The sequence below is a fragment of the Nocardia jiangsuensis genome (genome assembly GCF_042650385.1).
Lineage (GTDB): Bacteria > Actinomycetota > Actinomycetes > Mycobacteriales > Mycobacteriaceae > Nocardia > Nocardia jiangsuensis.
This window is the reverse complement of the sequence record NZ_JBHSAX010000017.1, coordinates 320,832-346,579: the sequence shown is the minus strand read 5'-3', so window position 1 is coordinate 346,579 and position 25,748 is coordinate 320,832. Positions and strand designations below refer to the sequence as shown.

Here is a 25,748-nt window from a genome sequence, read left to right as displayed (position 1 = left end):
TGTCGATCAGCGCTGGTCATGGGCGAGAATGGAGGCGTGATCCTCGACCAGATCAGGCTTCCCGTGGTGCTCGCTCCGATGGCGGGCGGGCCGTCCACGCCGGAGCTCACCGGTGCGGTGACCGATGCGGGCGGGCTCGGGCTCCTGGCCGCGGGGTATCTGAGCGCCGAACAGATCGGGTCCCGGATCGCCGCGGTCAGGGAGCTGACCTCCGGCTTGTTCGGGGTCAATCTCTTCGCACCGGGGCCTGCCACCGCGCCGGAGAAGTACGCCGGGTACCTGGCGGCGCTCGGGGCCCGCTTCGAGGTGGGGGCGGCGCGGCACGACACCGACGACTGGGCCGCCAAGCTCGATCTGCTCGTCGCCGCGCCGGTGCCCGTGGTCACGGTGACCTTCGGCTGTCCGTCGCCCGCCGAGATCGCGCGGCTGCACGGGGCCGGGAGCGAGGTGTGGGTGACCGTCACCTCGGTGGGCGAGGCCGAGCACGCCGTCGGCGCCGGGGCGGATGTGCTGGTCGTGCAGGGGTCGGAGGCGGGCGGCCACCGCGCCGTCTTCCGGGACGACATCGCCGACGACGCCGGCGATCCGCTTTCCCTGCTCGCGCTGCTGCAGCTGGTCTCCGCCGCGGTCGAGGTGCCGCTGGTGGCCACCGGCGGGCTCACCACCGGCGCAGGCATCGCGGCGGCGCTCGCCGCGGGCGCGGCCGCCGCGCAGATCGGCACCGCCTACCTGCGCTCCCCGGAGGCGGGGACCAATCCGGTCCATCGCGCCGCGATCGGCGGGGCCGCGCCGACCGCGCTCACCCGCGCCTTCACCGGGCGCAGGGCACGCGGCATCCGCAATGCCTTCATGGACGAGTTCGGCGCCGCGGCCCCCGTCGCCTACCCGGAGATCCACCACGCCACCGCAGGCCTCCGCGCCGCCGCCAGGGCCGAAGGCAACCCCGACGCCGTGAACCTCTGGGCAGGCCAAACCCATTCGCTCGCACCCGAACTCCCCGCGGGCGAACTCACCGGGCAGCTCGCCGCCGACGCGAAGAACGCCCTCGAGCGCACCCTCGCCCGCCGATTCCCGGCGCGCTGAACCGTCCCGCGCGCGGGGCAGAGGCGACCGCGCGCGACTCCGTCGCCACGCCGAGCCCGCGTGGCGGAGGAGCACGCGCCGCCCGCTCGACATGCGATCCCCGCGAAACCGCGCGTATTCTCCGCGCATGAGCGGCACCGACAGCACCTCGCCCGGCGACGCGCTCGCCGCCGACATCGGCGCCCTGCTCGCGCCGTTGACCGCCGCCATGGGCGCGGACGAGACCGGTTACACGCACCACGTGCTGCGCGTACTCGAACTGTGCGACCTCGTCGCCCCGCCCGGCGTCCCGCGCCCGAGCGACCGCACCGAGTTCCGGGTCGCCGCCGTCTTCCACGACCTCGGCATCTGGTCGGCGGGCACCTTCGACTACCTGCCGCCGTCGATCGCGCTCGCCGAAGCGCACCTGCGCGAAACCGATGCGGCGGAGCTGATCCCGACGGTCACCGCCATGATCGAGCACCACCACAAGCTCCGGCACGCCGGTGCGGCCGACGACCCGGTGGAGATCTTCCGCCGGGCCGACGCCGTCGACGTCGAACTCGCGCTGCTCGGCCGCTTCGGCGTGCGCCGCCGCGGCTACCGCGCACTCGCCCGCCGCTACCCGGACGCCGGCTTCCACCGCCGCCTGGTGACCCTGGCCGGGCAGCGGCTGCGCACCCATCCGACCTCGCCGCTGCCCATGCTGGAGTGGTGACGAGCTCAGCTCAGCGTGCTGACCTCCAGGTCACCGTCGGCGTACTGCGCCCGCAGCCGCTTCTTGTCGAACTTGCCGACGCTGGTCTTCGGCACCTCGGGGATGAAGGTCCAGCGCTCCGGCAGCTGCCACTTGGCGAACTTGTCCGCGAGGTAGTCGCGCAGCTCGTCCGGCTCGGCCCGCGCGCCGTCGGCGAGCACGATGGCGACCAGCGGCCGCTCGTCCCACTTCTCGTCCGGCACCCCGATCACCGCGGCCTCGGCCACCGCCGGGTGCGCCATCACGGCGTTCTCCAGGTCGACCGATGAGATCCACTCGCCGCCCGACTTGATCACGTCCTTGGCCCGGTCCACCAGCGTGAGGTAGCCGTTCGGGCTGATGATGCCGACATCGCCGGTGCGCAGCCAGCCGTCGTCGAACTTGTCCGGGTCGATCTCGGCGCCGTCCGGGTCGTAGTAGGAGCCGGTGATCCACGGCCCGCGCACCTCGAGCTCGCCGAGCGACTTGCCGTCGTTGGCGACGACGGCGCCGGCATCGTCCACCAGCCGCGCCTGCACCGCGGCCGGGAAGCGGCCCTGGCTGATCCGGTAGGCCCACTCCTCCTCGCCGGTCACCCGCGCGGGCGGCTGTGCGACGCTGCCGAGCGGCGAGGTCTCGGTCATCCCCCAGGCGTGCACGATCTTCACGCCGTGCTGCTCCTCGAAGGCCTTCATCATGGCGGGCGGCACCGCGGAGCCGCCGACGACGACCGAGCGCAGGTGGCTGATGTCCTGCGGCTTGGCGGCCAGCCCGGCGAGCACGCCGCCCCAGATGGTCGGTACCGCGGCCGCGAAGGTCGGCTGCTGGTCGGCCATCATCTCCAGCAGCGGCCCCGGCTGCAGGAAGCGGTCCGGCATCAGCACATTCGCGCCGGACATGAGCGCCGCGTAGGGCAGCCCCCAGGCATTGGCGTGGAAGAGCGGGACGATCGCGAGCACGTAGTCGCGCTCGGAGAAGTTCATGCTGGCCGGGCTGAGTACCTGCATGGCGTGCAGCCAGTTCGAGCGGTGCGAGTAGACGACGCCCTTCGGGTCACCGGTGGTGCCGGAGGTGTAACACATGGCGGCGGCGGAGCGCTCGTCGATCACCGGGAAGTCGTAGGTGTCGGGCTGGGCCGCGAGGAGCTCGGTGTAGGAGTGCACCTGCACGCCCGCGGGCGCCTCCAGCGCGGCGGCGTCGCCGTTGGCGACGATCACGTGCCGCACCGTCTTCAGGTTCGGCAGGTACTGGGCGAACATCGGCAGCAGCGTGCCGTCCACGATGACGACCTGGTCCTCGGCGTGGTTCGCCACGTAGACCAGCTGGTCGGGGAAGAGCCGGATGTTCAGCGCGTGCAGCACCGCCCCCATGGCCGGCACCGCGATGTAGGCGACCATGTGCTCGTTGTTGTTCCACATGAAGGTGCCGACCCGGTCGCCGACGTCGACACCGAGCCCGCGCAGCGCGTTCGCCAGCCGGGCCGATTCGGCGCCGAGCTCGCGGTAGGTCAGGCTCCGCACGCCGGAGCCGGTCCAGGTGGAGACGGTCGAATCCCCGAGGAAGGTCGACGCGTACCGCAGCAACGTCGCCAGTGACAACGGCTCGTCCTGCATGGTGCTCAACATTGGAAAGACTCCCTTCTCGGGGCCCGCGCCCAGCCGCTACCAGCGGTTTTCGGGCATGAGCCAGATCACACCGGCGATGCTACCGAAGGGTAGGCGGTTGATGTGACGACCGGTGAGAACAACACGGCCGTACCGATGCTGAGGGCAGCCGCCCTCGGATCCGAGGAGGGTGGCAAGCCGGACCGGCGGCCGGCGACACCCCCTGCGCGCCGCCGACTTCCGATCCGGCCGTCGAGCCGTGTTCCGTTGTAACCCGGCAGCCACCACGACGGCCACTTGTTGGCCGGAGGGCGACCTGATCGAGATGAACCGGACCGGAAGCAAAAAGCACGAAATCTCCTGACCTGCCGTTTCTTCCCCCCGAACGGTGGCCGAGTGCGTGAACAAATGCACATGCAGAATCTTCGCGGGGACCTCGCTACGCAAGACCTCGATATGGCCGAAAATCTCGATTCACTGTCCGGCGTTCTCTTCGGACCTGCGGCTTCGCCGCCTACGCTGGAGGAATGACATCGCCGTCGATCATCGTCATCGGCGCCGGCTTCGCCGGCCTCGGTCTCGCCCTGGAGCTGCGCCGCAACGGACTGGAGAACTTCACCATCCTGGAGCGCGCGGCCGACCTCGGCGGCGTGTGGCGGGAGAACACCTACCCCGGCGCGGCCTGCGACGTGCCGTCCCCGCTCTACTCGTGGTCCTTCGAGCCGAAAACCGACTGGCCGCGCCGCTTCTCGGAGCAGCGCGACATCCACGGGTACATGCGCGGGATCGCGGAGAAGCACGACCTGGCGCGCTTCATCCGGTTCGGCACCGAGGTGACCGACGCCGAGTACGACGAACGCACCACCCGCTGGACCGTCCGCACCGCCGCGGGCGACCGCCTGGAGGCGGACGTGCTGATCCCCGCCGTCGGCCAGCTCTCCCGGCCCGCGCTGCCGAACATCCCCGGCATCGACACCTTCACCGGCGCCGCCTTCCACTCCGCCGAGTGGGACCACTCCGTCGAGCTCACGGGCAAGCGGATCGCCTGCATCGGCACCGGAGCCAGTGCCGTGCAGTACATTCCGCGGATCGCCCCCGAGGCCGCGCACCTCACGCTCTTCCAGCGCTCGGCCGCCTGGGTGCTGCCCAAGCCCGACGTCGAGTACAGCGCCGTGCACCACGCCCTGTTCAAGTACCTGCCCCCCACCCGGCTGGCCGAGCGCTTCGCCATCTGGGCCCTCTTCGAGTTCCTCGCCCTCGGCCTCACCGATCTGCCCGCCATCAAGGCCCCCGTCGTCGCGCTCGCCGACCGGCACCGGAAGACGCAGGTCACCGACCCCGAGCTGCTCGCCAAGCTCACTCCCGACTACGCCGCGGGCTGCAAACGCGGCCTCTTCTCCAACGAATACTTCCCCGCCCTCGCGAGGCCGAACGTCACCGTCGAGACCACCGCCATCACCGAGATCACGCCCGCGGGCATCCGCACCGCCGACGGCGTCGAGCACGAGGTCGACGTGATCGTCTACGGCACCGGCTTCAAGGGCACCGAGTTCCTGGCGCCGATCACCATCTCCGGAACCGGCGGCCGCAAACTCGCCGACGTCTGGGGCACCGAGGGCGCGCGGGCCTTCCTCGGCCTCTCCGTCCCGCACTTCCCCAACCTGTTCATGATGTACGGCCCCAACACCAATATCGGCGCCGGCTCGGTGATCTACATGCTCGAATCCCAGGCGCGCTACATCCGCCAGGTGGTCCGGCACCTGGCCGAGCGCCCCGGCACCGCCGTCGCCGCCAGGGTCGAGACCGAGCAGGACTGGGACGACTACCTCCAGCGCCGCCTGAAGGACACCCCCTGGAACTTCTGCACCAGCTGGTACCGCAATGCCGCCGGGCGGATCACCAACAACTGGCCCGGGGCCACCGTCCTCTACCGCTGGCGCACCCGCCGGTTCGACCCCGCCGACTACAGCGAATACACAAAGTCCTCGTAGTTACGGTTCTGCACCCACGTAGCAATTCTCCAGTAATCTTAGCCGCACCGGTTCCGACCAGGAGGTGCGCGATGCTGTGGGTGCTGCTCGCTGTGCTGATCGTCGCCGTGCTCGGGTTGTATCTGTTGCGGGAGCGGGGGGTCGGGCGGGGTGATTCCCCCGGGGGCGATCCGGAGCTTTCCGCCGACGAGTCAGGGCCGCACGCCGGCGATCCGAGCTCTTCCGCCCACGAACCAGGCCTCCTCGCCGATACCCCGGGGCATCGCGCCGACGATCCGACTGCGGCGCGTCCGGGATCCTCCGACCGTTCGGCCCCCCTCCGCCCCGGCCCTGCCCCACGCACCGGATTCACCCCGGAGCACACCCCCGGCCCCCTGTCCCCCGCCCACCACACCCTCACCCAGCTCAACCAGGCACTCGACGTGCACACCCCGCGCACCGAAGCCGCCCGCCAGGCGCTGGAGGCCGCCGCCGACCGCCGCCGCGTAGCCGGCTTCCTCCTCGCCCGCGCCGACACCGAGCAAGCCGAACTCACCGCCCGCGAAGGTCTCTTCTACATCCGCGCCGCCCGGGTAGCCATGCGCATGGACCCCGGCCCCGAACTCACCCCCCTCCCCGCCCAAGCCGAAGCGGGCGAGCTCTCCGAAGCACGAACCCGCACCTTCCAGGGCCACCGGATCGACCTCTCCCCCGACCCTTCTCCCGCCACCCCGCACCACCACCCCGGCGGCAGAATCGCCGACCGCCTCGTCCCGGCCGGCTGGTACTCCGAGCAGTGGTGGCGCCCCGCCCTCGCCAACGGCGCCTGGCCCCCCGGCTCCGACGCCCTCTTCACCGCACTCTTCTCCGACGACGCCCCGGAACCTCCCCGTCCCGGAGCGGGAATCGGCCTCGACCGCAAAGAGCCGGCCACCCCTGCCCACTCCGAACCCGGCCGGCGCCCGACCCCCGCACCACCACCTCCCGGCCGCAGCCCCACACCACCCTTCAGCCGTCCCCTCGACACTGCGCCGCCGACCCCCGGCCGAGCCGCCGGCCCGACACCTCCGGCCCCCGGCCCGCCTGCCGATCCCATCCCGCCCAGCGCTCCCGAAGCCGCACCCTCACCGCAAGATTCAACGCCCGACCACCGCGGAACCCGCGCCGACGGCCCCGACCCCGCCCACCGAGACCTCCCCTACGACGACCCCCAGTACCGCGCCAACGGCTACGGCATCACCGCCGACCACCCCGCCCCCGGCAACAACGGCGTCGAGTACCACGGCGCAACCCGCAACGGCCACCGCCCGCACGGCCCCCGCGGCTACGAAGACCTCGGCGGCTACGAAGGCGGCGCCTACGACCCGGGCGGCCTCGACCCGCCCTACTGACCCCACCCACGATGCGGCTCCCGGCACCCCCACCCGGTAGACTGCCGCCTACCCGGACCGCTCAGCGGCACCGGCCCCGCCCTCGTAGCTCAGGGGATAGAGCACGGCTCTCCTAAAGCCGGTGTCGCAGGTTCGAATCCTGCCGAGGGCACCAGCGGGACACGTGGAACGGTTCCAATCGGGTCACAATTGCGAGCACACGTACGCCAGCCACCGTTGCCGCAGGTCAGGAAGAGTGAGCTATTTACTCGCTTTGAGTGGGCCGTCAAGACGGCTGGATGTGCCCTTCCCCGACAACGAGGCGTGGACTGGCCCGTCTCCCGCTCCCCTGCCGAGTTCCAGTCGCGATAGCTACCGATAGCGGTGATTGGAACGTCTTGGGGCCCGGACCGGGGACGAAGTCTGTTTCGGTCTAGCTCTAACTGATCAGTTCAGAATGAGCTGGCGTGCCGTCTTCCGCTGTCCGGCAACGGCATCGATGATGTCGGGGTGCGTGAAGAGATCCTGACCGATGAACTGTGGACCCGACTGTAGCCCTTGATCCCGCAGCAGCCCAGACGATTCCGCTACCCCGGCCGCAGACGAGCGGGACTGCCGCACGGGTTGGTGACAGGTTCGGTCAGGCGGCCTGAGTGGCTGCCTGGGTCATGATTGCTTCGTACTCGATCGGGGTCAATCTGCCGAGCCGGGCTTGGCGCCGACGACGGTGGTAGGTGCGTTCGATCCAGGTCACGATCGCAATCCGAAGCTCACTGCGAGTGCTCCATGACCGTCGGTCGAGGACGTTCTTCTGCAGCAGGGCGAAGAACGATTCCATCGCGGCGTTGTCCCCGCAGGCACCGACCCGGCCCATCGACCCGGCCATCGCGTGAGCATTCACGGCGCGGACGAATTTCCGGGCCCGGAATTGCGACCCCCTGTCGCTGTGCACGATGCAGCCGGCGACCTCGTCTCCGGCTGTGCTGCGCCTGGCCGCGGCCGAGGCCAGGGCATCAACGGCGAGGCGGGCCTTCATTCGTGAGTCGATCGAATAGCCCACGATCCGGTTCGAGAACACGTCCTTGACCGCGCAGACGTAGAGCGTCCCTTCCCCGGTCGGATGTTCCGTGATGTCGATGAGCCACAACCGATTCGGAGCGTCCGCGGTGAATTTGCGTGCGACGAGATCGTCGTGCACGGGCGGGCCCGACCGGCCGTGTTTGCTGCCGCGTTTCTTGCCGAAATTGCTCCACCACTTGTTCGCCGAGCAGATCCGCCACGCTGTTCGCGCCGCCATCGGCTCACCCGCGGCCGACGCTTCGTCGGCCAGGAACCGATATCCGAACTCGGGATCGTCGCGGTGAGCATCGAACAAGGCATTCGCCCGATACGCCCGCCCGAGATCAGCGGCGGTGACCGGCTCGGCCAGCCACCGATAGTACGGTTGGCGCGCGATCTTCAGGACCCGGCACGTCACCGCGACAGCGATCCCGTCAGCGGCCATCTCGCGGACGAGCGGGTAGATCATTTTCCCGGCAGGTTCGCCTGCGACAGATACGCCGCCGCCCGTCGCAGGACTTCGTTCTCCTGCTCGAGCAACCGGATCCGTTTCCGCGCTTCCCGCAGCTCAGCGTTCTCAGCGGCGGTGGTCCCGGGCGAGATGCCGTCCTCGACGTCAGCGGTCTTCATCCAGCTGGCCAGGCACGACTCGCTGATCCCGAAATCGGCCGCGATCTGCTTGAGCAGCTGGCCGGGCTCTCGATTGCGAGCGACCCGCACGACATCGTCGCGGAACTCCTTGGGATAGGGCTTGGGCACGGTGTCCATCCTTCCAGCAGTGCCCCACGGCACCACAGATCAGATGTCACCAACCCATGCAGCAGTCCCAGAAAGACCTGATCCGGCGTGCGAACCGGCGCCTGGCCGTGCTTCGCCACGCCGAGGAGGTCAGCGGCAACGTCGCCGCGACGTGCCGCTACTACGGCATCAGCCGCAACATCTTCTACCGGTGGAAGCGCCGCTACGAGGACGAGGGGCTCGACGGGCTCAAAGACCGCTCCAGCGCTCCGCACCACTGCCCGACCGTGACCGAACCCGAGGTCGTCACGAAAATCATTCACCTGCGCCAGCACTACCACTTCGGTCCGATGAAGATCGCGATGTATCTGCAGCGCTACCACGATGTGACGATCAGCCAGTCGACGGTGTGGCGAATCCTCAAGCGGCTGAGCATGAATCGACTGCCGGCCTCGCAGCGCTACAAGCGCCACAAGCAGCGATGGAAGCGTTACGAGAAGCAGCGTCCCGGCCACCATGTGCAGGTCGACGTGAAGTTCATCGAGCCGATCACCACCGCGGCCGGGCGGCGCAAACGCTTCTACCAATACACCGCCATCGACGACTGCACCCGGCTGCGGGTGCTGCGAATCTACCCTCGATCGGACCAGAAGACCGCCATCCAGTTCCTGGACTACGTCATCTCGCGGCTGCCGTTCAAGGTCGAGAAGATCCAGACCGACAACGGCGCGGAGTTCCAATCGGCCTTCCACTGGCACGTGATCGACCAGGGTATCGGCCACACCTACATCAAGCCGGCAACTCCGCGCCTCAACGGCAAGGTGGAGCGCTCGCACCGCATCGACACCGAGGAGTTCTATCGCCTCCTCGACGGTGTCGTCATCGACGACACCGGCCTGTTCAACGACAAGCTCAAGGAATGGGAGGACTACTACAACTACCACCGCCCCCACGGTGGCCTCGCCGGACAGACGCCCTATGAGAGGCTGCTGCAGAAGACCCAAGCCCACACTGTCACCGGCCATCGTCAGTAGCACAGTGGAGGTGTCGACGGATCTTCAGGTCTACGCAGAGGCTGCTGTCGGTCGTTCATGGGACTGTGCGGATCGCTCTTTCGGCAATAATGAGGGCATGTCAGGGAAAGCGTGGGGATGGGTGCTAATCGCTTTCGGTGTTGCTGGGGTGGGCGCTGGGGTGGGATTGTTCGTCTGGTTGGGGCTTGAGCGTGGTGATCAGCTGGCGAGTGTGTTGAGCTTGTTCGTCGGCCTCGCTGGAGTGGGGTTGTCGATCGCGGGATTAGTGATCGCACGCAAGCAGCCTCTGCAGCAAATTGGCCACATGATCACCGGATCGACAGTCGGCGGCAACGTCGAGTCCATTCACGGCGTGAGGGGCAATCTCGTCCTACGTCCCACTCCGCCTACCGCTCCGCCACCTTCGCCCGCACCACCCGCAGGGACGACTCCGACCAGCAGGAACGGCAGCCGGGACGGGCACACGATTATCCAATCGACGGTCGGGGGCTCGGTCCGCACGGTCAGGGATGTCGGCGGTAGCGCCGACCTCGGCTGATGGGACTGTTCAGTCGACGTCCCCGGCAACCATCCGGTCGGGTCGCGGTCACCAACAGTGCTGTAGCTGGGCATGTGCTGTCGATCAGTGACGTCGCTGGTGATGTCCGCCTCGATCTCGCGCAGCGCCGCTACCTGTACTGGTGCACCTCTTTCGCCCCGGCCGAGGCGCTTTCCCGAGAAGCTGCTCGCGCTCAGCCCGCATTGGTGTTGCTGCCCCGCTACGCGGTGGCGCCTTTCGCTGGCCGCAACGTCGAAATCGAGCAGTTCCTTCAGTGGCTGCCTACGCCGTCTCCGTTGGCGGTGTGGATGATCCATGCCGACGGCGGGCACGGTAAGACCCGCTTGGCCGACCATTTTCACCGCATCGCAGTCACCCAGGGGTGGGCAACCCAGCAGGCCGTCCCGGCGGTTGACGGCACTGACAGCACCGCAGTGATCGATACCAGCGGCCAAGGGCTGCTCCTGGTCATCGATGACGCCCATCGCTGGCAGCCCGCTGCGCTGGATGCCTTGATGGTCAACGTGCAAGCCCTGACCGGCGACCAGCCGGAATTGCGGATCCGACTGCTCATCCTCGCCCGCACGACCGCGCCGTGGTGGCCAACACTAGCGACTACGCTGCGCAACGCCGGTGTACCCGAAACCGCTACCGCCCTGGCGCCCCTGCGGCTAGACCGCACTCAAATCTTCGACGACGCGTTCACCGCTTTCCGCGACGCCCTGCACCCGCCCCCGCCTCCACAGGTCCGACGACGAGACCCTGCCGAATACCGCGCTCTCCTGAATCTAAGCGGCCCTCGGTACGGGTCGGTACTCGCGATCCATATGGCCGCCCTGGAAACAGCACACGCCCGCCGACCCATCGACACACCCGCCCCCTATGCGCTCTCGGTGTACCTGCTCGACAGCGAAGTCACCGAATGGACCAAACGCCATTCCGCCGGACTGAACACCCCACCCCACGTCCTGCAGCGACTAGTACTGCTGGCCACCCTCACCCGAGGACTCCCCCGTGACCGCGCACGGGAACTGCTGATAACTACCGGTCTCGCCACCACCGACAACACCGCCGACACCCTGCTCGACGACCACGCCCGCTGCTACCTCAACCACGCCCACGTGCTTACACCTTTGCAACCCGATGCCCTTGGGGAAGACTTCATCGCACTTACCACCCCCGGCCGGCCGAACCTCTCCTCGAATCTGCCTGTCGATGATTGGGGCCCCGCCGCCATCCGCCGCGCTCTCAGCCATCGTCCGGATGAACCGCCCTCCGACTGGGCCGTCGCGATCCTGGCCACGCTGATCGAGACCGCCGCCCGCTGGCCTCACATAACCACCAACGTCATCAATCCGATTCTCGGTGCCGACCCTCTCCTGGCCTTGGCCGCCGACCCCGCCACCTTGATACGGCTCGCCCAACTTTCAGACATCACTACCGCCACTCTGAGCACCCTGTACCAGCACCTGATCGGCCACCCCGCCCAACCCGCCCTGGAAACCGCTCTGCTCCCTGAACGTATCGCCAACACCACTGACTCCGCTGAGCAAGCTGATCTCTACCTCCGCTACTCCCATTACCTCCACCATGGGAACCGTCGCCAAGCGGCAGTCGCTCCGGCCCAGCACGCCGTCCGACTCTTCCGGGTTCTGGCCGAAGCCGACCCCATCCTCCACCAACCGCACCTTGCCGGTGCTCTAGGCACCTTCGCCGTCCGGCTGGATCAAGCCGGGCATTGGCGGGACGCCGTCGAACCTGCCCGTGAAGCCGTCACCATCTACCAAAACCTGATCAAGGCCGGCATAGGCACCCATCGGACCGAGCTCGCCGGTGCTCTGAACAATCTTGCCAACTCGCTGAGTCAGGCCGGGTTTCGGCGGGAGGCCGTCGAGCCTGCCCGTGAAGCCGCCATCCTCTTCCGTGCCTTAGCCGAGACCGACCCCATACGCCACCAGCCACACCTTGCCGGTGCTCTGAACAATCTTGCCAACTGGCTGAGTCGGGCCGGGTTTCGGCGGGAGGCCGTCGAGCCTGCCCGTGAAGCTGCCATTCTCTACAGGGCCCTGACCGAGGTCGACCCCACCACCTACCAGCCCGACCTCGCCAACGCTTTGGCCACTCTCGCAAACCTGCTGGGTCAGGCCGGGTTTCGGCGGGAGGCCGTCGAGCCCGCCCGTGAAGCTGCCATTCTCTACAGGGCCCTGACCGAGGTCGACCCCACCACCTACCAGCCCGACCTCGCCAGGGCTCTGAACAATCTCGCAAACTGGCTGGGTGAGGCCGGGCATTGGCGGGAGGCGGTCGAACCCGCTGGTGAAGCCGCTATCCTCTTCCGGGCCTTGGCCGAGGTAGACCCCACCACCTACCAGCCCGGCCTCGCCAGTGCTTTGGACACTCTCGCCATCCGGCTGGGTAACGCCGGGTATCAGCGGGAGGCCGTTGAACCCGCCCGTCAGGCCACCACCCTGTACAGGGTGCTGGCCGAAACAGACCCCACCACTTACCAGCCCAGCCTCGCCAGAACTCTGGTTAGTCTCGCCATACGACTGGGTGAAGCCGGGCTCGAAAGGGAAGCAATTGAACCCGCCCGTCAGGCAGTCGCCATCTTCCGGGCCTTGGACGAGGCCGACTCCACCACCTACCAGCCCGACCTCGCCCACGCGCTAGGCAACCTAGCCATTCGGCTGGGTGAGGCCGGGCATCGGCGGGAAGCAATCACTCCGGCCGAGCACGCCGTCCGCCTCTTCCGGGCCCTAACCGAGGCCGACCCCGTCCGTCACCAATTTAACCTCGCCAGCACCCTGCGTGTTCTTGCTGTTGAATTGGGTGAGGCCGGGCATTGGCAGGAGGCCGTCGAACCCGCCCATCAAGCAGTGACCATTTTCCGGGCCCTGGCCGAGGCCGACCCTGCCGCCCACCAACTTCACCTCGCGCAGTCTCTTTCGATTCTGGCCGCGGTCTCTGAAGGAGGCGCCGCTTCCCAGGTGAGTGACGGGCTGGCAGCAGCGAGTGAAGCCGTCCACCTCTTGGAGCACATAAATAGGCAACACTTGCTTGCTGACCCCGGGCTGCTCGCACAAGCCCGCATACGCCGTGCTCGACTGCTCGCACGACTGATGTCACCGACAACGGACAGTACTTGATTTCGGCCGGTAGTCACATGCTTGCCTTCCTGAAAGAAGCCCCACGCCGAAGCGCCGAGTTGGGGGCTGGTGTAGGCGCAGAACACACCGAGCTGGCAGAGGCGATCACCGCGTCCTGGGCGCGGGCCCGGGCCACGATCGCCGGATTTCGTTACACCAGAGCGCTCCGTTGCGAATATTGCTAGCGTTGGGTGCGCGGGGTGAGGGCGACAAACAATCGCCGATTGCGCGGGTGTCGCTGAGCAGGGAGAAGGTACATGCCGTGTCCGAGATAGCCATCGAATGCTCTTTCGCCGACGTGGACTTGTCGGTTGCCGACGACCAATGTGCCGACTTGCAGGACAGCCTGACCACCGACGCCTCCGAAGTGTCGGCGACGCGGGTCCGCGACAACGCGCTGACCCAGGACTTCGGTGCGACACTGCTGATCGCGCTCAGTACCCCAAGTGTGGTCGTTGTGGCGCGGGAGCTGACCAAATGGCTGGCCCGCAGATATGATGCCCGGCTGGTGTTGCGCCGCACTGACACCGAGGGGCGCAAACGCGAGATTACTCTTACCGGACCGGTCACGGCGCGAAGCGAGCGTCTGATCCACGAGTTCCTCACCGACTGACCCGAGCACGATGACACCGGCGCGGCACAGTGCTGCAAATACCGTTGCCGTGATCTGCGGCGCCAGTGAGTGGCCGCGCCTGGCGGAACGTTTCACTGCAGCTTCGGCCTTCGCCAACACCGCCACCAGACTCCGCGCTTACCTGCACAGTGTCGACGGGTTGGCATTGCCACAGGACAACATGCTGTGGTTGTTCGACAGCACCGCTAGCGCCGCTGAGCATCTAGAACATATCCACGCATTCCTCATCCACCACACTCGCCAGGCCAACGCCGCCCGCGGTTCTGGCGTGCTGGTGCTGTTTTACTACGTCGGGCACGGCGCGTTTTTCGGCGATGATCGCGCATACTCCCTGCTGATCCGTGATACCCGTGAACCGATCACTGCCGAAACCAGCCTCCGGGTCGCCAGTGTGGGGTCGATGCTGCGAGTAACGGTGCCGGAAAGCGCGCGCGTCATAGTCCTGGATGCGTGTTTCGCAGGTGTCGCGTTCAAAGATTTCCAAAGTGATCTGGAACAGCTGACCCACGTCAAGGTCGAAGAAGCACTCGAAGTGAGCCGCAGCACGCGAGGTGTTGCGCTGTTGTGCGCTGCTAGCAAGCGCAACCCGGCGCGGTTAGCCGAGCCTGACACCACAACGCTGTTCGGTCGTGCTCTGCTGGATGTACTTCATCATGGAGACCCGCACTTGCCAGGTCCGATGAGCGTGCGCCGCATCGGTGAACTCATCCATCAGCACTTGGAGAACTCCGCTGAACGGGACGCGCCGAAGCCTGAAGTCCATGCACCCGACCAACGTGACGGTGACCTCGCAGGGGTGCCACTGTTCCCCAATCCTGCAACTACCGCCGTTCAATCGCACGAGGTTTTCAGCGCCATACACTACGGCGCTTATTCAGCCTCGCCCCGACTGCGAGAGGATGCCCAGGCACGATTCAGCAAAGGGGTGGTTCTGGGAACGATGGGGCGATCCGCCGAGGCGATCGCGATCTACGAACAGCTCATCTCCGACTACGCCGACAACCCAGACCCGGACATCAAGAGACATGTCGCGAAAACAATGGTTAACAGAGGTTTTCGGTTGGCTGAACTGGGTCGATCCGAGGAAGCGATCGGTGTTAGCGAACAGGTCGTCAGGGCTTATGTCGATGATCCAGACCCAGCCATCAGGGAGCAAGTTGTCAAGGCGCTAGTCAACAAAGGCGTCGTACTTGACGGTTTGAGTCGTGTATCGGAGGAGTTGGAAATCTACGAACAGGTCGCCACGGACTACGGCGAGAGTTCCGATCCCGGCATCAAAGAGCAGGTGGCGAAGGCGCTCGTCAACAAAGCCGTTACACTCGGTCGACTGGCCCGCGTGTCGGAGGAGTTGGACGTCTACGAGCAAGTCATCACTTCCTACAGTGTCGACCTGACTCCGGCACTACGGGAGAGAGTCGCCTCCACCTTGTTCAGCAAAGGCGTCGTGCTGAGCAGTCTGGGCCGATCCGAGGACGCGATCACCGCATACGGGCAGGTCGTCGCCGGTTACCGCAACGAACTGTCGCCGACTATCAAGGAGCTTGTCGCTAAGGCCGCAGTCAACATGGGCTTTCGACAAGCTGAGCTGGGACGTTACGAAGAAGCGATCGCCACCTACGACCAGGTCGTTGCCGACTACACCAATGACCCGAACCTGCCCGTCAAGGAGCAAGTCGTCAAGGCACTGGTCAATAAAGGCATCGCATTGGATGCGTTGAGTTGCTTCGCGATGGAGGTGAATGTCTACGAGCAAGTCATTGCCGACTACGCCGTTGAATCGAACCCGATCATCAAGAAGCAAGTCGCCAAGGCCGCGATCAACAAGAGCATCGTCCTGGGCCGGCCCAGTCGTGCCGCGAGGGCGTCCAACGAAATGTGACTTGAGGGACCAGGCATGGCGGGGCAGGCGCGCGCCAGTTTGTCAGCTACAAATTTTCGGAAGCCGGGAGCAGCGTACGAGAACCCTGACTGCCGACGCTGATCGCATCCATCGAGGAAACCTCCCCGGCCAGTTCCGAAGCGTGTGCGGTCTTGCGCTCGGAGATCTGGGTGGCGGAGCTGATCAGACGGTCGGCCTCGGCGGTCGCGTCCTTAATCCGCTGGGCGGCCTCGGCGCGGCTCATGGCCTCGAGCTCCTCCATGGCACGAATCAGCTTGATGCGCCGATCGCTCATGGTGACCTCGAAGTCCTGCTGGGCGGCCTTACGCTTGGCCTTGGCCTCCTTGTCGAGGCGGTCCGCCTCGGCCTGCGCCAGCGCGCGGATCTCGGACGCTTCGTCCGCAGCTACGCGCAGCACGCGAGAGATTCGGTCACTCGCGTCTTCTGCGGTGGTGGGCGATACTGCGAGTCGCTCAACCTGGCGCCGAAGCTCGTCGTTCTCGGCTCGCACATTTTCGAGCTGACCGGCGAGGTTTCGGGCCTGCGCTGCCGCAGCGTCGCGGTCGGTTGCTGTGACTCGGAGTTCTGCATCGAAGCGCTCGAAGTATTTGCGGACCTCGTCCTGGGCATATCCCTTGCGCACGACGGTGAAGGGAAGCGTAACGAATCTATTCCTTGGCTCGTCGTACATACATAGAAGGTACCGTCAATTGCGCATGCTGCCAGGACGGGATCCGAACCGCTTCACCGATATGACTGCTGAGCCTGGCGAGCCGCCACGGCCGGGCCGCATCACTGGGCGCTGTCCGGGCCAGCGCGAGTTCCAGCCACTGCACCGCTCCAGCCAGGCTCCGGCGGCCAGCACACCAGTCTCCACGGCCAGCCCGATCGGGTACCCGAGATTCGACTCGTAACGCGCGCGGAATTCGTCGTCGGCACCGCACAACCGTACCGATTCCCGCCAGCTCTAGCGCCTCGTCGAGGTGATCGGCTGGAAGATCCCCGCGCTGCACCGAATCCGCGATCGCCGCACTTACCAGCGAGGCGAGCTCAGCGCGGCACGAGTGCGTATCGGGCACCTCGGGCAGCGCGCGCCGGCCCAGCGCCAGCGCGGGCCGCAACAGCCATGCCACGTCCTCGTCATCGAAGCCGACGAGGACGTCAGCCAGCAGTTCGGCGATGTCGTCGTAGGTGTCCGGCTCCAACAGCACGGAGTCTGTGTATTCCCGTGCACGCACGAGCAGGCGATAGTCTTCGGCCGCGGCTCCAACACCCCGATCACGCGCCACCCCGAACAGCCCGGTGAGGTCGTTCACCGGGGTCTCCGTTGCGCGGCCGAAAGGGCGGCACAGTGCTCGGCCGCCTCGGCTGCCGCTGCCATCGGCCCGAAGTCCCCCTCGAACCGGTCGAGTTGCTCCGCGATCGTGGTCAGGTCGATGCGCTACCACTCCAGACACCACGCGGGCCCGCTCCTCGTCCACGCCCGCCCTCGTTGCCTCGATGAACAGCAACGCCGCGCGTAGTTCCGGATCGGCGGGCAACTTTGCCGACGCACTCAGCGCCCGCGTCAGGAGCGGCAAAGCCCACTCCCCGTGCCTGCGCGCGCCTCCTCGGCGAAGCGCACGGGGACATCCCGCAGCCGTTGCGGCGAGCGCGACGCGACCGCCGCCTCCAGCTCGATCAGAATCCCGCTCTCCAACACGGCCGTCCGCACGCCGGCCACGACCGCACGCTCGACGAACAGGGCTGCGGCGAGATTCCGGTCGCGCAATATCCGCACGACCACGGGGTCGAGTAGCTCACCGTCGGTGCGGAGCAACTCGGCGCGCTCGGGCCAGTCCGCAGCAAGGAATCGCTCGATATCTGCTGCCACTGTGAAGGCGGTACCCCGGGTCTCCGATGATGAGATTTGCTCCAGCACCGCACGAACGCGGGAACGATCGTCGGATTCGGGAGAATTCTCGCCCACGTCCGCACGCTACTACACCGAGCGACTCCTGTGGGGTGCCGGTCACAAAGGCGGGCCCTTCGCGCCCGGCATTGCTGCTGCCGGCTCGACCGGCTGATATCGCAGAGGCACCCCACAGCTTCTCGTCAGGCGACGGCGGTCGGGCCGAGCAGCGGCAGATGCGCTGCGGTGCCGCCCACGAATCTACCGACACGGGGCCGCATCCCAACTGAAGTCGCCGACGCCTATCGCGCCGCTGCCGAAGCCTGACAACACCCACCGTCGGCCCGACCAGTCCGTCACGGAACCGGGATCAACCGACGACCAGCAGTTTTCGGTGTTGCAGCAGGTTGGCGTACTGGTCGAGGCGGATTCAACTGGTCGTCGCAACACCTCGACTGTGGAGGTGTTGGGCAGTGGCGACGAGGGACTGGGCTGCGAAGACGAGCGGGGTTCCCGAGGGGGCTGGACGGCAGTGGCGTGCAGATCGGGCGTTGCGGCCGGCGATGCGTTCGCCCGGGCGGCCTGAGCCCTCGCGGGCTGTGCAGCGGCAGTTCTGGCGTGTGATCGCGACGGGCATCAACTCGGCCGAGGCGGCGTTGACGGTGGGTGTGTCTGTTCCGGTCGGGGCTCGTTGGTTTCGCCATGGCGGCGGCATGCCGCCGATCTCACTGGTCGAGCCGTCGGGTCGCTACCTGTCCTTCGAGGAGCGTGAGGAAATCGCGCTGCTGGTCGCCGGGCAGGTCGGCGTGCGTGAGATCGCGCGCCGGATCGGTCGCGACCCGGGCACGATTTCGCGTGAACTGCGCCGTAACGCAACCACGCGCGGTGGGAAGCCGCAATACCGGGCGCTGGTGGCCCAGTGGAAGGCTCAGCAGGCGGCCAAGCGCCCCAAGACAGCGAGGCTCGCGACCAACGACAGGCTGCGTGAATACGTCCAGCAACGCCTCGCCGGCAACATCCGCCGGCCGGACGGCAGCATCGTCGCCGGGCCGCAGCCGCCGGAGTGGAAAGGGCTGAACAAACCGCATCGGCAGGACCGGCGGTGGGCGATGGCGTGGAGCCCGGAGCAGATCTCGCATCGCATGAGGATCGACTTCCCCGATGATGAGTCCATGCGCATCAGCCACGAGGCGATCTACCAGTCGCTGTTCATCCAGGGACGTGGCGGGCTCGCACGCGAACTCGTCACATGCCTGCGAACCGGTCGTGCGCTGCGGGCACCGCGGGCTCGAACACAGAACAGACCACAAGGACACGTCACCGCCGACGTGGTGTTCTGCGAGCGTCCAGCCGAGGCCGCGGACCGTGCCGTTCCCGGGCATTGGGAGTGGGACTTGATCATCGGCACGGGCCGGTCCGCGATCGGCACGATCGTCGAACGCAAGAGTCGCTCGACTCTGCTGGTGCACCTGCCCCGGCTGCAGGGATGGGGTGCGATGGCTTACGTGAAGAACGGTCCCGCACTGGGCGGCTACGGCGCGATCGCCATGAACGCCGCACTCATCGCAGCAATGGCGAAGCTTCCCGAACAGCTCCGCAAGACACTGACCTGGGATCGCGGCAAAGAACTCTCCGCGCACGCCCACTTCGCGCTCGCCACGGGCACGAAGGTGTTCTTCGCCGACCCTCACTCGCCCTGGCAGCGGCCGACGAACGAGAACACTAACGGGCCTCTCCGGCAATACTTTCCGAAGGGCACAGACCTCTCACGATGGTCCGCGCAAGACCTCGAAGCAGTCGCTCTCGCGCTCAACAACCGGCCCCGCAAGAGTCTCGGGTGGAAGACTCCCGCCGAGGTGTTCGACGAACAGCTACGCTCACTCCCACAACCCGGTGTTGCAACGACCGGTTGAACCCACCCAGTACGTCTCGCTGAGATTCACCGAATCGCTTGCCCTGCACGGGCTGTCGGCGTCGGTCGGGTCGGTCGGTGACGCATATGACAACGCTCTGGCGGAGTCGATCATCGGCCTGTTCAAGACCGAGGTGATCAACCGGCACGGCCCGCTCGAGACTCTCACCGAGGTCGAGTTCGCGCTCATGGAGTGGTGCGACTGGTACAACAACGCCCGCCTGCACTCACGCCTGGACTACCTGACCCCGGCCGAGTACGAGACCGCCTACTACGCTCAACAACCACCACGCCGACCGGCGCGGGTCTGAAAACGAAGCCGGTCCCCAACCCGTGACGGTTCACCGACACTCGGCGCTGGGCTACCGGACACCGGCCGAGTACGCTGCGGTCTGCACCCACACCCACCACCCGGTGGCCTGCGGGATCGACTGACAACCGACAACTACCCGGGCTCTACTCCCGGGTGGTCGCGTTATCGGGGACCGGCCACCACCACTGCACCCCTCGGCCTATTGCCTTTGAACCGCGCCTGCGGGATCGGCATCCGGATGTCTGCTACGACCCTCAGGAGATCGTTGTGGTCGGACTCCGACTCTTCTCCGTGCACCCGTGAGTATCAGATGTTGACAGCGGGTCCACGTTAGGTGACACTATTGGTGCTGCTATAACCATGCCGAAGCCTCGACCCAGATCTCGGGTCCGAGGCTTCTTTGCTATCTGGATCCAGCCGATTCCCGACCTTCCAGCACTCGAGGCTTTCTGCCCGCGTAGTGCTGCTTTCTCTGGGGCAGCAATCTCCGCCGTTCAGTCGTGCACCGGACCGGTCGCGACGGCTGTAAGTGAGGAATCTGATGATGTCGAATTCTGTTCTCCGGGCGCCTTACCGGCCGGATTGGGTCGCAGAGCGTGCTGCGGCGTTGTCGACGATGTTCGATAACGGGCTCGCGGGATCGTCGGGCGGTGATGCTGGGCCCGAGCCCGGGGAGCGGGTGCACGATTTTCACGGGATGACCGTAGCCAGTGCAGCTCGCCGCTTGGAAAGGTGTCTGTCACAACGGGATCTGCTCGCAGCCGGGCAGCGAGTGATCGCGGGCGCCACAGGCGCACCGGCGCTGCAATCGATTGCCGTGGCGGATATGAAACCCGAGGGGCCCGGCTCGATTCCGGGCAGTCCAGGCTCGGTTCCACACCGCCCGATGCTCGACGAACACGGCGGTCCACAATCATCGCCCGGGCAGGGAAGTGCGCCGCAGCCACCACCGCCGGTGAGTGCTCCGCCCACCCCGGCACCGGTCTCGCCGCCTACCCCGCCATCGGCGCCCGCACCGTCGGCGGTGCAGCAGGCACCGCCGACGCGAGAGCCAGACCCCTTCGGTCTACCGGACACCGCAGGCAGGAAAGAAGGCGACGAGTGGGACACCGTCCTGCCCGACGGACGGACGGTGCACAACAGAATCCCGTTCGGCAACGGAAATCGCTCGGTGGATCAGGCCATTCCCGACGGAAAGGGCGGCTTCACCCATTCACGCGTGGCCGCGGGGGAGAACGGCGGATGGCAGCGCTGGAACCTCAATGCCGATGGAACCGCGTTCTACGGCTACAAGCCGTCCGCGGATTCGGGCATGGCCGGCAACGACTACGACGCTGGTACCCCGACCACTTGGCGACCGGACCGGTCGTACCTGACTACCGCGGACTACCAGGGAATTCAGACGCCCACCCTCGATGCCGCCGGAAATATCATCGCCGTCGACATCGCCTACCCGAACCGGTACGGGCTCTATGACAACCACCATGTCGACCAGTACGACAACGTCACCATCTCCAGGGCCGTCCCGGATGGCAAGGGTGGCATCACCAGCAGCTTCATCGGGCAGCTCGACAGCAACGGCGAAGGCTGGCGCATCGATGACCTGGGTGATCGCTGGGACGTCGGCAAGGACCTGCTCGGCCGTCCGGTCGAAGGCCGGACCGAAACGACCGGCGAAGGTACACACATCTACTACCGCGACCATCGCGGCGTAGTCTTCGACTCCTTCCTCGGCAACAGCGACAACGAGGCCTACACCGACGAGCGCGTCTACGACGACCTCGGCCGTCTGGTGTCGATCACCCGCCGGCTGCGCGACGGCACCGAGATCACCTTCGCTCCGGACCTGACCATCAAGGAATACCGCGGGCCTCGCGATCGCCGCGACATCGTGGAGAAGGCTGTCGACGGGGTGGTCGGTGTCGGAAGCAGCCTTCGCTCCTGGGGCTCGGACTTCGCCCAAATCTTCGACTTCAGCACCGGATTGCACGCTGCGGCCAACCCCCTCGACCCCGCCGCGCGAGCAGCTGCCGCCCAACAGCAGGCACGAGCGAACAGCGCAGTAAGCAACGCGGCGGCTCTTCCCGTCGATATCGTCGTCGACTCCGCGGGCACCGTGGGCAGCTGGTTTCAGCACACCTACGGCGGAGCCTTCTGGGGAATCACCGCCGATCCGTTCAGCGCCTCCGGACAGACCCGCATGCACGGTGCGCAGGAATACATGGACAAGGCGCCCGGCACTGCTGAAGCGCTGCTCGCGGCGACAACATTTCTGTTTCCCGAGGTCGGTGCACCTGCCCGCGTCGGCGCGACCGCAGCCAGGCGAGCGGCCGCGGAGGCCGCCGCTGCCGCCACCCACCGGCCGGGAACCATTGCAGCACTCGGGACGGAGACGATCGCATCCAGTCCTCAACGCCTGACCACCGCCGAGCTATCGCGCGCGGGGGCGACACGCCTGCCTGCTGGTGGCACCCCCTTCACCTCTGCCACGTCAACGGTGATACCCAACAGCGGAATCATCACCTTCGACGTCATGCGTAGTGGCACGCGCGCGGTTACATCGGCCGATCTACCGCTGCTGGCGCAGGCGCAGGCACCGAGCAGGGCGATCGAAGGCGCCACCGCATTCGACCCTCGCCAACTGAGCGACGGTACCTACACCCTCGCCAGATCCGGACGAACTGTCGGGATCACAAGTGGGACCTCCGAGCGGCAACTGGTGGCCGCGGGTCGCACTGTGGGTGATTCCACTGCCGACCACCGCTTCGCGGTCGTTCTGCGTGAGCGGCCCCTTCGTTCTGAGAGGGTTCGGTCGAGTGCCGCACCACATTCGGCAGAAGGCGACGCGGTACCCGCCTCCCGTCGGTTCAGCTTCCGACGCTTTTTCTCGGGAAGCGCTTCGGCTGGCGAGCGACGTTCATCCGTTGCGCCCGGCGACGAAGTACACACCTTCTATCACGGAACCACACAGGCCGGCGCAGATAGCATCAGGCGCGAGGGAATCAGAATCATCGATGGTGGTACCGGGGCTACTGATTTCGGTCCTGGATTCTATACTTCGAGAGACCTAGAGACGGCCGCGAAGTGGGCGCAGGTCGCTGCCAACAGGTCGAGAGAGGCGCCGGAAATCGTGAAGTTCGAAGTGCGTTCCAGCGAGTTCGAGAACTTGACCCGCAGGACCTTCGCGGACACGAGTGATTGGAGTGCCTTCGTCTCCTACATGAGATCACCTGCCGACGCTCGTATGCACGACTTCGATGTTGTCGAAGGGCCCGTTCTCAGCAATCTCCGGAGTTTTCGAAGAGGGGAGGCTCCGGTGGGCACGGAGCAACAGACAAGCTGGCATTCACAGCATGCGGTCGATCTACTGAGCCGCAGAATCGTGAAGGGGTGGTAGCGCTATGAAAGGCGACATGATGGATTATTTCTCATTCGATACCGACGAGGAAGGCATCCGATTTTTCTCGGAAGTCATTGAATACATGACCGGTGACCTCGGAATTTCAGAAAGAGAGGCTGTCACCCGAGTGAACCTTAAATTCGTTGGCATGGATCTGCCCCAAGACCACATAGTCTTTCACAGGTCTGCGGAATACTGGGCACGAGATATCGTCTTCGGCCACGATGCCAGGTGGAAGCCCGATGCCGACAGTGAGCCCTTGCCGGCCCCCAGCGTTTTCGAGCACTGGCTCACCGGCCGGTGGTGGTGGGTTTCCTACTGGAGAAGGCGGCGTCGGCGGCAGCTGGCCGACCTCATTCGAAAGAATCGGGACGCGTGACTCGTCGATGTCGACCGCCCACGCCCTGCATGAGTAGCGAAGAGATCTCGGTGCTGATCCTGCCGGGCTGAAGCGGTAGGGGTCATCTGCACCGAAGGATTGGGAGAGGAAGGGGAGCGTCGAGGGGTGGCGGATGCTGCGTTGAGAGCAATGACCGAGACCAGGACCGTACGCCGCCCGCCTCGCTCGCCAACGCCCCGGAGCCTGGCACCGGCTCGAAACCGACCCCGCAGTTTCCTGACCGTGACCCCCGGCTTCGATGGCAACCCCGCGTTGATTCGCAGTTCGAAGCTCTTAACTCCTACGGCTGCGCCGGTTTGCCTGACTCGGCGGCCATCATCGAGTCCGTGCGCTTCGCCGCGGAAACCTAGGGCCAGCACTACCAGGATCTGTTCGTCCACATCTGCACCGAACGAGAGGCTCGCGCATATAACATCCCTCGAGTATGGGAGTGGCCTGGAATGGAGTTGAATCTAGGTGCGATGCGTGCTTTCGTTGTCGTCACCGATCACACACCGAGGTCCGCTGAATTGCCCGCCGACAGCAGGTAGTCGGCTTCTATTTCCAGCCACTCGCCCGATATTCGCAGCAGCTCCGTTCGACGTGCCCCACCCTGAGCACATCGAAGCAGGGACCGAGAATCGGTCCGCACAGCCCGAACCACCCGAGTCAGATCGAATACGAACCCGCGATGACCAGGCGCTTCTCAGTTACCCATGTTCTGTGTATCCTGCCGAGGGCACACACATCACCGCAGGTCAGACCTTCTGTTGATCTGAGCCGCTCCCCACCGCACCCCGCTCGGTACGCAGTGGGTACGTAGTAGCGAAACCCGATCGCGCCGAATCGAGCCGTGCCGATACGTCATCGAAAGGTCCGCACAGAAGTCGAGGGTGGTACTCGGCTTGTCGTGGCCGAGCATCCGCTGCAATGCCAGCACCGACGCGCCCCGTGAGACTGCCGGCGGTGCGCCCGCAGCGGCCGCGTGTGCGGGCGAGGACGTCGAGGCCGAGGTAGCGGCTCGACAACCACCACGCCGACCGGCGCGGGTCCGAAACCGAAGCCGGTCCCCGGGGCCCAGCTACCGCTCGGCATGCACAGGCGCTGCGACCGCACTCAGAGGATCGGCAGGTCCGGGGGGATCTGCATGGCGACCGCGATCAGCGAGTGCACGCGGGTGGCGATGATATTGAGGAGTCCGTGGACTTCGGCGGGCGCGGTCTCGGTGACGGATGCGAGGTTCTTCAGGTCGTCATCGAGGCGTGCGAGAAGTTCGTTCATGTCGTGGGGGCCGGCGGTGAGCGCGGTGGCGATTTCGCCCAGCGGGATGCCCTGGGCTTCCAGGCGCTGGATGAGGTGGATTCGCTCGACATCGGCGGGGTTGTAGAGCCGATAGTTACCGGCGCTGCGCTGCGCCGGGGCGAGCAACCCCATGGTGGTGTAGTAGTCGACCGTGCGTGCGCTGACCTCGGCGCGGGCGGCCAGTTCCCCGATCTTGAGCAGTGTTTCGGTCATCATGGCCCCCTTCCGCGGCAGAGCCATACCATACAGCGGCACGTGCTACCGTCACCAATGCGCGCTGTCGCGCGGTCCCTGCTCACCCGTTCGTAGCCAGCGACCGCACTGCCTGCTCAGGACGACGTCGGACACGGGGCTTTCGGCGGCCGTGGCGATCTCCACGACGCGAGGACGCAGCCACGCTCCATCGAACCAAATGCGGCGGCCACGGCTTCCCCACACCGACGGTTTCGTTCCGCGAACCGGCGGTACGCACACTGTGACAGGCGGTCCGGCACCGCGCGGAAACCATACAGTGAAACGTGCTACCGTCCGGTATGTCCGATTGCCGTGCCGATTTCTCCCGTCTCGCTCGGTTCAGGCGCGGTTGAGCCAACGGCGCGGAGCCGGCGCGCTTCGACCCCGGCCGAGGACGCCTCCGCCGAGACCGCGATGGTCTTCGGTGAGCAATACCGCAGCGCGGAGCGGAAGTTCCGGGCCGTCGGCCAGGGGTATGCGGCGGGTCCGGCCGGTATCACCCGCGGCTACGGCGTCAATATCCGAAGTCCAGGACAGCGACGAAGGA

Annotated in this window: 18 protein-coding genes, 1 tRNA gene and 1 pseudogene; 14 read left to right on the top strand and 6 right to left on the bottom strand. The window is 66.4% G+C overall.

The features are described 5' to 3' along the window. Positions 1 to 36: 36 nt before the first annotated feature. Both ACFO0B_RS21100 and ACFO0B_RS21095 read left to right on the top strand, forming a co-directional pair. On the top strand, positions 37 to 1,083 hold the full coding sequence (locus ACFO0B_RS21100; protein WP_378614244.1) for a nitronate monooxygenase: 1,047 nt from the start codon (positions 37 to 39) through the stop codon (positions 1,081 to 1,083). Between the two features lie 127 nt (positions 1,084 to 1,210). Continuing rightward, complete coding sequence (locus tag ACFO0B_RS21095; RefSeq protein WP_378614243.1) at positions 1,211 to 1,780, top strand: hypothetical protein; 570 nt, start codon at positions 1,211 to 1,213, stop codon at positions 1,778 to 1,780. Between the two features lie 5 nt (positions 1,781 to 1,785). On the opposite strand, the gene ACFO0B_RS21090 is transcribed toward ACFO0B_RS21095, so the two are convergent. Further along, complete coding sequence (locus tag ACFO0B_RS21090; RefSeq protein ID WP_378614242.1) at positions 1,786 to 3,423, bottom strand: long-chain fatty acid--CoA ligase; 1,638 nt, start codon at positions 3,421 to 3,423, stop codon at positions 1,786 to 1,788. 506 nt (positions 3,424 to 3,929) lie between these two features. Between ACFO0B_RS21090 and ACFO0B_RS21085 the strand changes: the two genes are divergently transcribed. The 3 genes from ACFO0B_RS21085 to ACFO0B_RS21075 all read left to right on the top strand — a co-directional run bounded on the left by ACFO0B_RS21085 (position 3,930) and on the right by ACFO0B_RS21075 (position 6,917). Beyond that, complete coding sequence (locus ACFO0B_RS21085) at positions 3,930 to 5,393, top strand: flavin-containing monooxygenase (RefSeq protein WP_378614241.1); 1,464 nt, start codon at positions 3,930 to 3,932, stop codon at positions 5,391 to 5,393. 71 nt (positions 5,394 to 5,464) lie between these two features. After that, on the top strand, positions 5,465 to 6,763 hold the full coding sequence (locus tag ACFO0B_RS21080; RefSeq protein WP_378614240.1) for a hypothetical protein: 1,299 nt from the start codon (positions 5,465 to 5,467) through the stop codon (positions 6,761 to 6,763). A 78-nt stretch (positions 6,764 to 6,841) separates the two neighbouring features. Further along, positions 6,842 to 6,917, top strand: a tRNA-Arg gene (locus ACFO0B_RS21075). Between the two features lie 465 nt (positions 6,918 to 7,382). On the opposite strand, the gene ACFO0B_RS21070 is transcribed toward ACFO0B_RS21075, so the two are convergent. After that, positions 7,383 to 8,560 (bottom strand): IS3 family transposase gene (locus ACFO0B_RS21070; protein ID WP_378614239.1). Its coding sequence is split into 2 segments (ribosomal slippage): positions 7,383 to 8,273 and positions 8,276 to 8,560, totalling 1,176 coding nucleotides; the frame shifts between segments, so codons are not numbered across the junction. A gap of 56 nt (positions 8,561 to 8,616) precedes the next feature. Between ACFO0B_RS21070 and ACFO0B_RS21065 the strand changes: the two genes are divergently transcribed. The 4 genes from ACFO0B_RS21065 (at position 8,617) to ACFO0B_RS21050 (ending at position 15,770) form a co-directional block, all read left to right on the top strand. Then, on the top strand, positions 8,617 to 9,573 hold the full coding sequence (locus ACFO0B_RS21065; protein ID WP_378614238.1) for an IS481 family transposase: 957 nt from the start codon (positions 8,617 to 8,619) through the stop codon (positions 9,571 to 9,573). A 612-nt stretch (positions 9,574 to 10,185) separates the two neighbouring features. Further along, entirely contained in the window at positions 10,186 to 13,257 is a 3,072-nt protein-coding gene (locus ACFO0B_RS21060; protein WP_378614236.1) for a tetratricopeptide repeat protein, read from the top strand. Positions 13,258 to 13,519: 262 nt separating this feature from the next. Beyond that, positions 13,520 to 13,870, top strand: a complete 351-nt coding sequence (locus ACFO0B_RS21055) for a hypothetical protein (RefSeq protein WP_378614235.1) — start codon at positions 13,520 to 13,522, stop codon at positions 13,868 to 13,870. 10 nt (positions 13,871 to 13,880) lie between these two features. After that, a complete protein-coding gene (locus ACFO0B_RS21050; RefSeq protein ID WP_378614234.1) occupies positions 13,881 to 15,770 on the top strand; it encodes a tetratricopeptide repeat protein in 1,890 nt (629 codons plus the stop codon). Positions 15,771 to 15,816: 46 nt separating this feature from the next. Here the strand turns inward: ACFO0B_RS21050 and ACFO0B_RS21045 are convergent, their stop codons facing one another. The 3 genes from ACFO0B_RS21045 to ACFO0B_RS21035 all read right to left on the bottom strand — a co-directional run bounded on the left by ACFO0B_RS21045 (position 15,817) and on the right by ACFO0B_RS21035 (position 17,739). Continuing rightward, positions 15,817 to 16,461 (bottom strand): hypothetical protein, encoded by a 645-nt coding sequence (locus tag ACFO0B_RS21045; RefSeq protein WP_378614233.1) that lies wholly within the window; start codon positions 16,459 to 16,461, stop codon positions 15,817 to 15,819. Beyond that, a complete protein-coding gene (locus ACFO0B_RS21040; RefSeq protein ID WP_378614232.1) occupies positions 16,439 to 17,086 on the bottom strand; it encodes a hypothetical protein in 648 nt (215 codons plus the stop codon). Before ACFO0B_RS21040 ends, ACFO0B_RS21045 begins: the two co-directional genes overlap by 23 nt. Before the next feature lie 251 nt (positions 17,087 to 17,337). Next, positions 17,338 to 17,739, bottom strand: a complete 402-nt coding sequence (locus ACFO0B_RS21035) for a hypothetical protein (protein WP_378614231.1) — start codon at positions 17,737 to 17,739, stop codon at positions 17,338 to 17,340. 485 nt (positions 17,740 to 18,224) lie between these two features. Between ACFO0B_RS21035 and ACFO0B_RS21030 the strand changes: the two genes are divergently transcribed. From ACFO0B_RS21030 to ACFO0B_RS21015, 4 genes are all read left to right on the top strand, one after another. Then, entirely contained in the window at positions 18,225 to 19,574 is a 1,350-nt protein-coding gene (locus tag ACFO0B_RS21030) for an IS30 family transposase (protein ID WP_449289802.1), read from the top strand. Next, on the top strand, positions 19,558 to 19,884 hold the full coding sequence (locus ACFO0B_RS21025) for an integrase core domain-containing protein (protein WP_378614230.1): 327 nt from the start codon (positions 19,558 to 19,560) through the stop codon (positions 19,882 to 19,884). Before ACFO0B_RS21030 ends, ACFO0B_RS21025 begins: the two co-directional genes overlap by 17 nt. A gap of 1,134 nt (positions 19,885 to 21,018) precedes the next feature. Next, positions 21,019 to 23,283, top strand: a complete 2,265-nt coding sequence (locus ACFO0B_RS21020; protein ID WP_378614229.1) for a DUF3990 domain-containing protein — start codon at positions 21,019 to 21,021, stop codon at positions 23,281 to 23,283. 4 nt (positions 23,284 to 23,287) lie between these two features. Next, complete coding sequence (locus ACFO0B_RS21015; RefSeq protein WP_378614228.1) at positions 23,288 to 23,665, top strand: hypothetical protein; 378 nt, start codon at positions 23,288 to 23,290, stop codon at positions 23,663 to 23,665. A gap of 1,116 nt (positions 23,666 to 24,781) precedes the next feature. On the opposite strand, the gene ACFO0B_RS21010 is transcribed toward ACFO0B_RS21015, so the two are convergent. Continuing rightward, positions 24,782 to 25,180: a MerR family transcriptional regulator gene (locus tag ACFO0B_RS21010; RefSeq protein WP_378614227.1), complete on the bottom strand. Its 399-nt coding sequence runs from the start codon at positions 25,178 to 25,180 to the stop codon at positions 24,782 to 24,784. A gap of 374 nt (positions 25,181 to 25,554) precedes the next feature. Here ACFO0B_RS21010 and ACFO0B_RS21005 point away from each other — a divergent pair. After that, positions 25,555 to 25,723 (top strand): annotated as a pseudogene (locus tag ACFO0B_RS21005) (TerD family protein); the annotation flags it as partial. Positions 25,724 to 25,748 lie beyond the last annotated feature (25 nt).

Coding starts and splice junctions, on each gene's coding strand:
- ACFO0B_RS21095 (WP_378614243.1), top strand. CDS start 1,211: ATGAGCGGCACCGACAGCACCTCGCCCGGCGACGCGCTCGCCGCCGAC.
- ACFO0B_RS21090 (WP_378614242.1), bottom strand. CDS start 3,423: ATGTTGAGCACCATGCAGGACGAGCCGTTGTCACTGGCGACGTTGCTG.
- ACFO0B_RS21085 (WP_378614241.1), top strand. CDS start 3,930: ATGACATCGCCGTCGATCATCGTCATCGGCGCCGGCTTCGCCGGCCTC.
- ACFO0B_RS21080 (WP_378614240.1), top strand. CDS start 5,465: ATGCTGTGGGTGCTGCTCGCTGTGCTGATCGTCGCCGTGCTCGGGTTG.
- ACFO0B_RS21065 (WP_378614238.1), top strand. CDS start 8,617: ATGCAGCAGTCCCAGAAAGACCTGATCCGGCGTGCGAACCGGCGCCTG.
- ACFO0B_RS21050 (WP_378614234.1), top strand. CDS start 13,881: ATGACACCGGCGCGGCACAGTGCTGCAAATACCGTTGCCGTGATCTGC.
- ACFO0B_RS21045 (WP_378614233.1), bottom strand. CDS start 16,461: ATGTACGACGAGCCAAGGAATAGATTCGTTACGCTTCCCTTCACCGTC.
- ACFO0B_RS21030 (WP_449289802.1), top strand. CDS start 18,225: ATGCGTTCGCCCGGGCGGCCTGAGCCCTCGCGGGCTGTGCAGCGGCAG.
- ACFO0B_RS21015 (WP_378614228.1), top strand. CDS start 23,288: ATGAAAGGCGACATGATGGATTATTTCTCATTCGATACCGACGAGGAA.
- ACFO0B_RS21010 (WP_378614227.1), bottom strand. CDS start 25,180: ATGACCGAAACACTGCTCAAGATCGGGGAACTGGCCGCCCGCGCCGAG.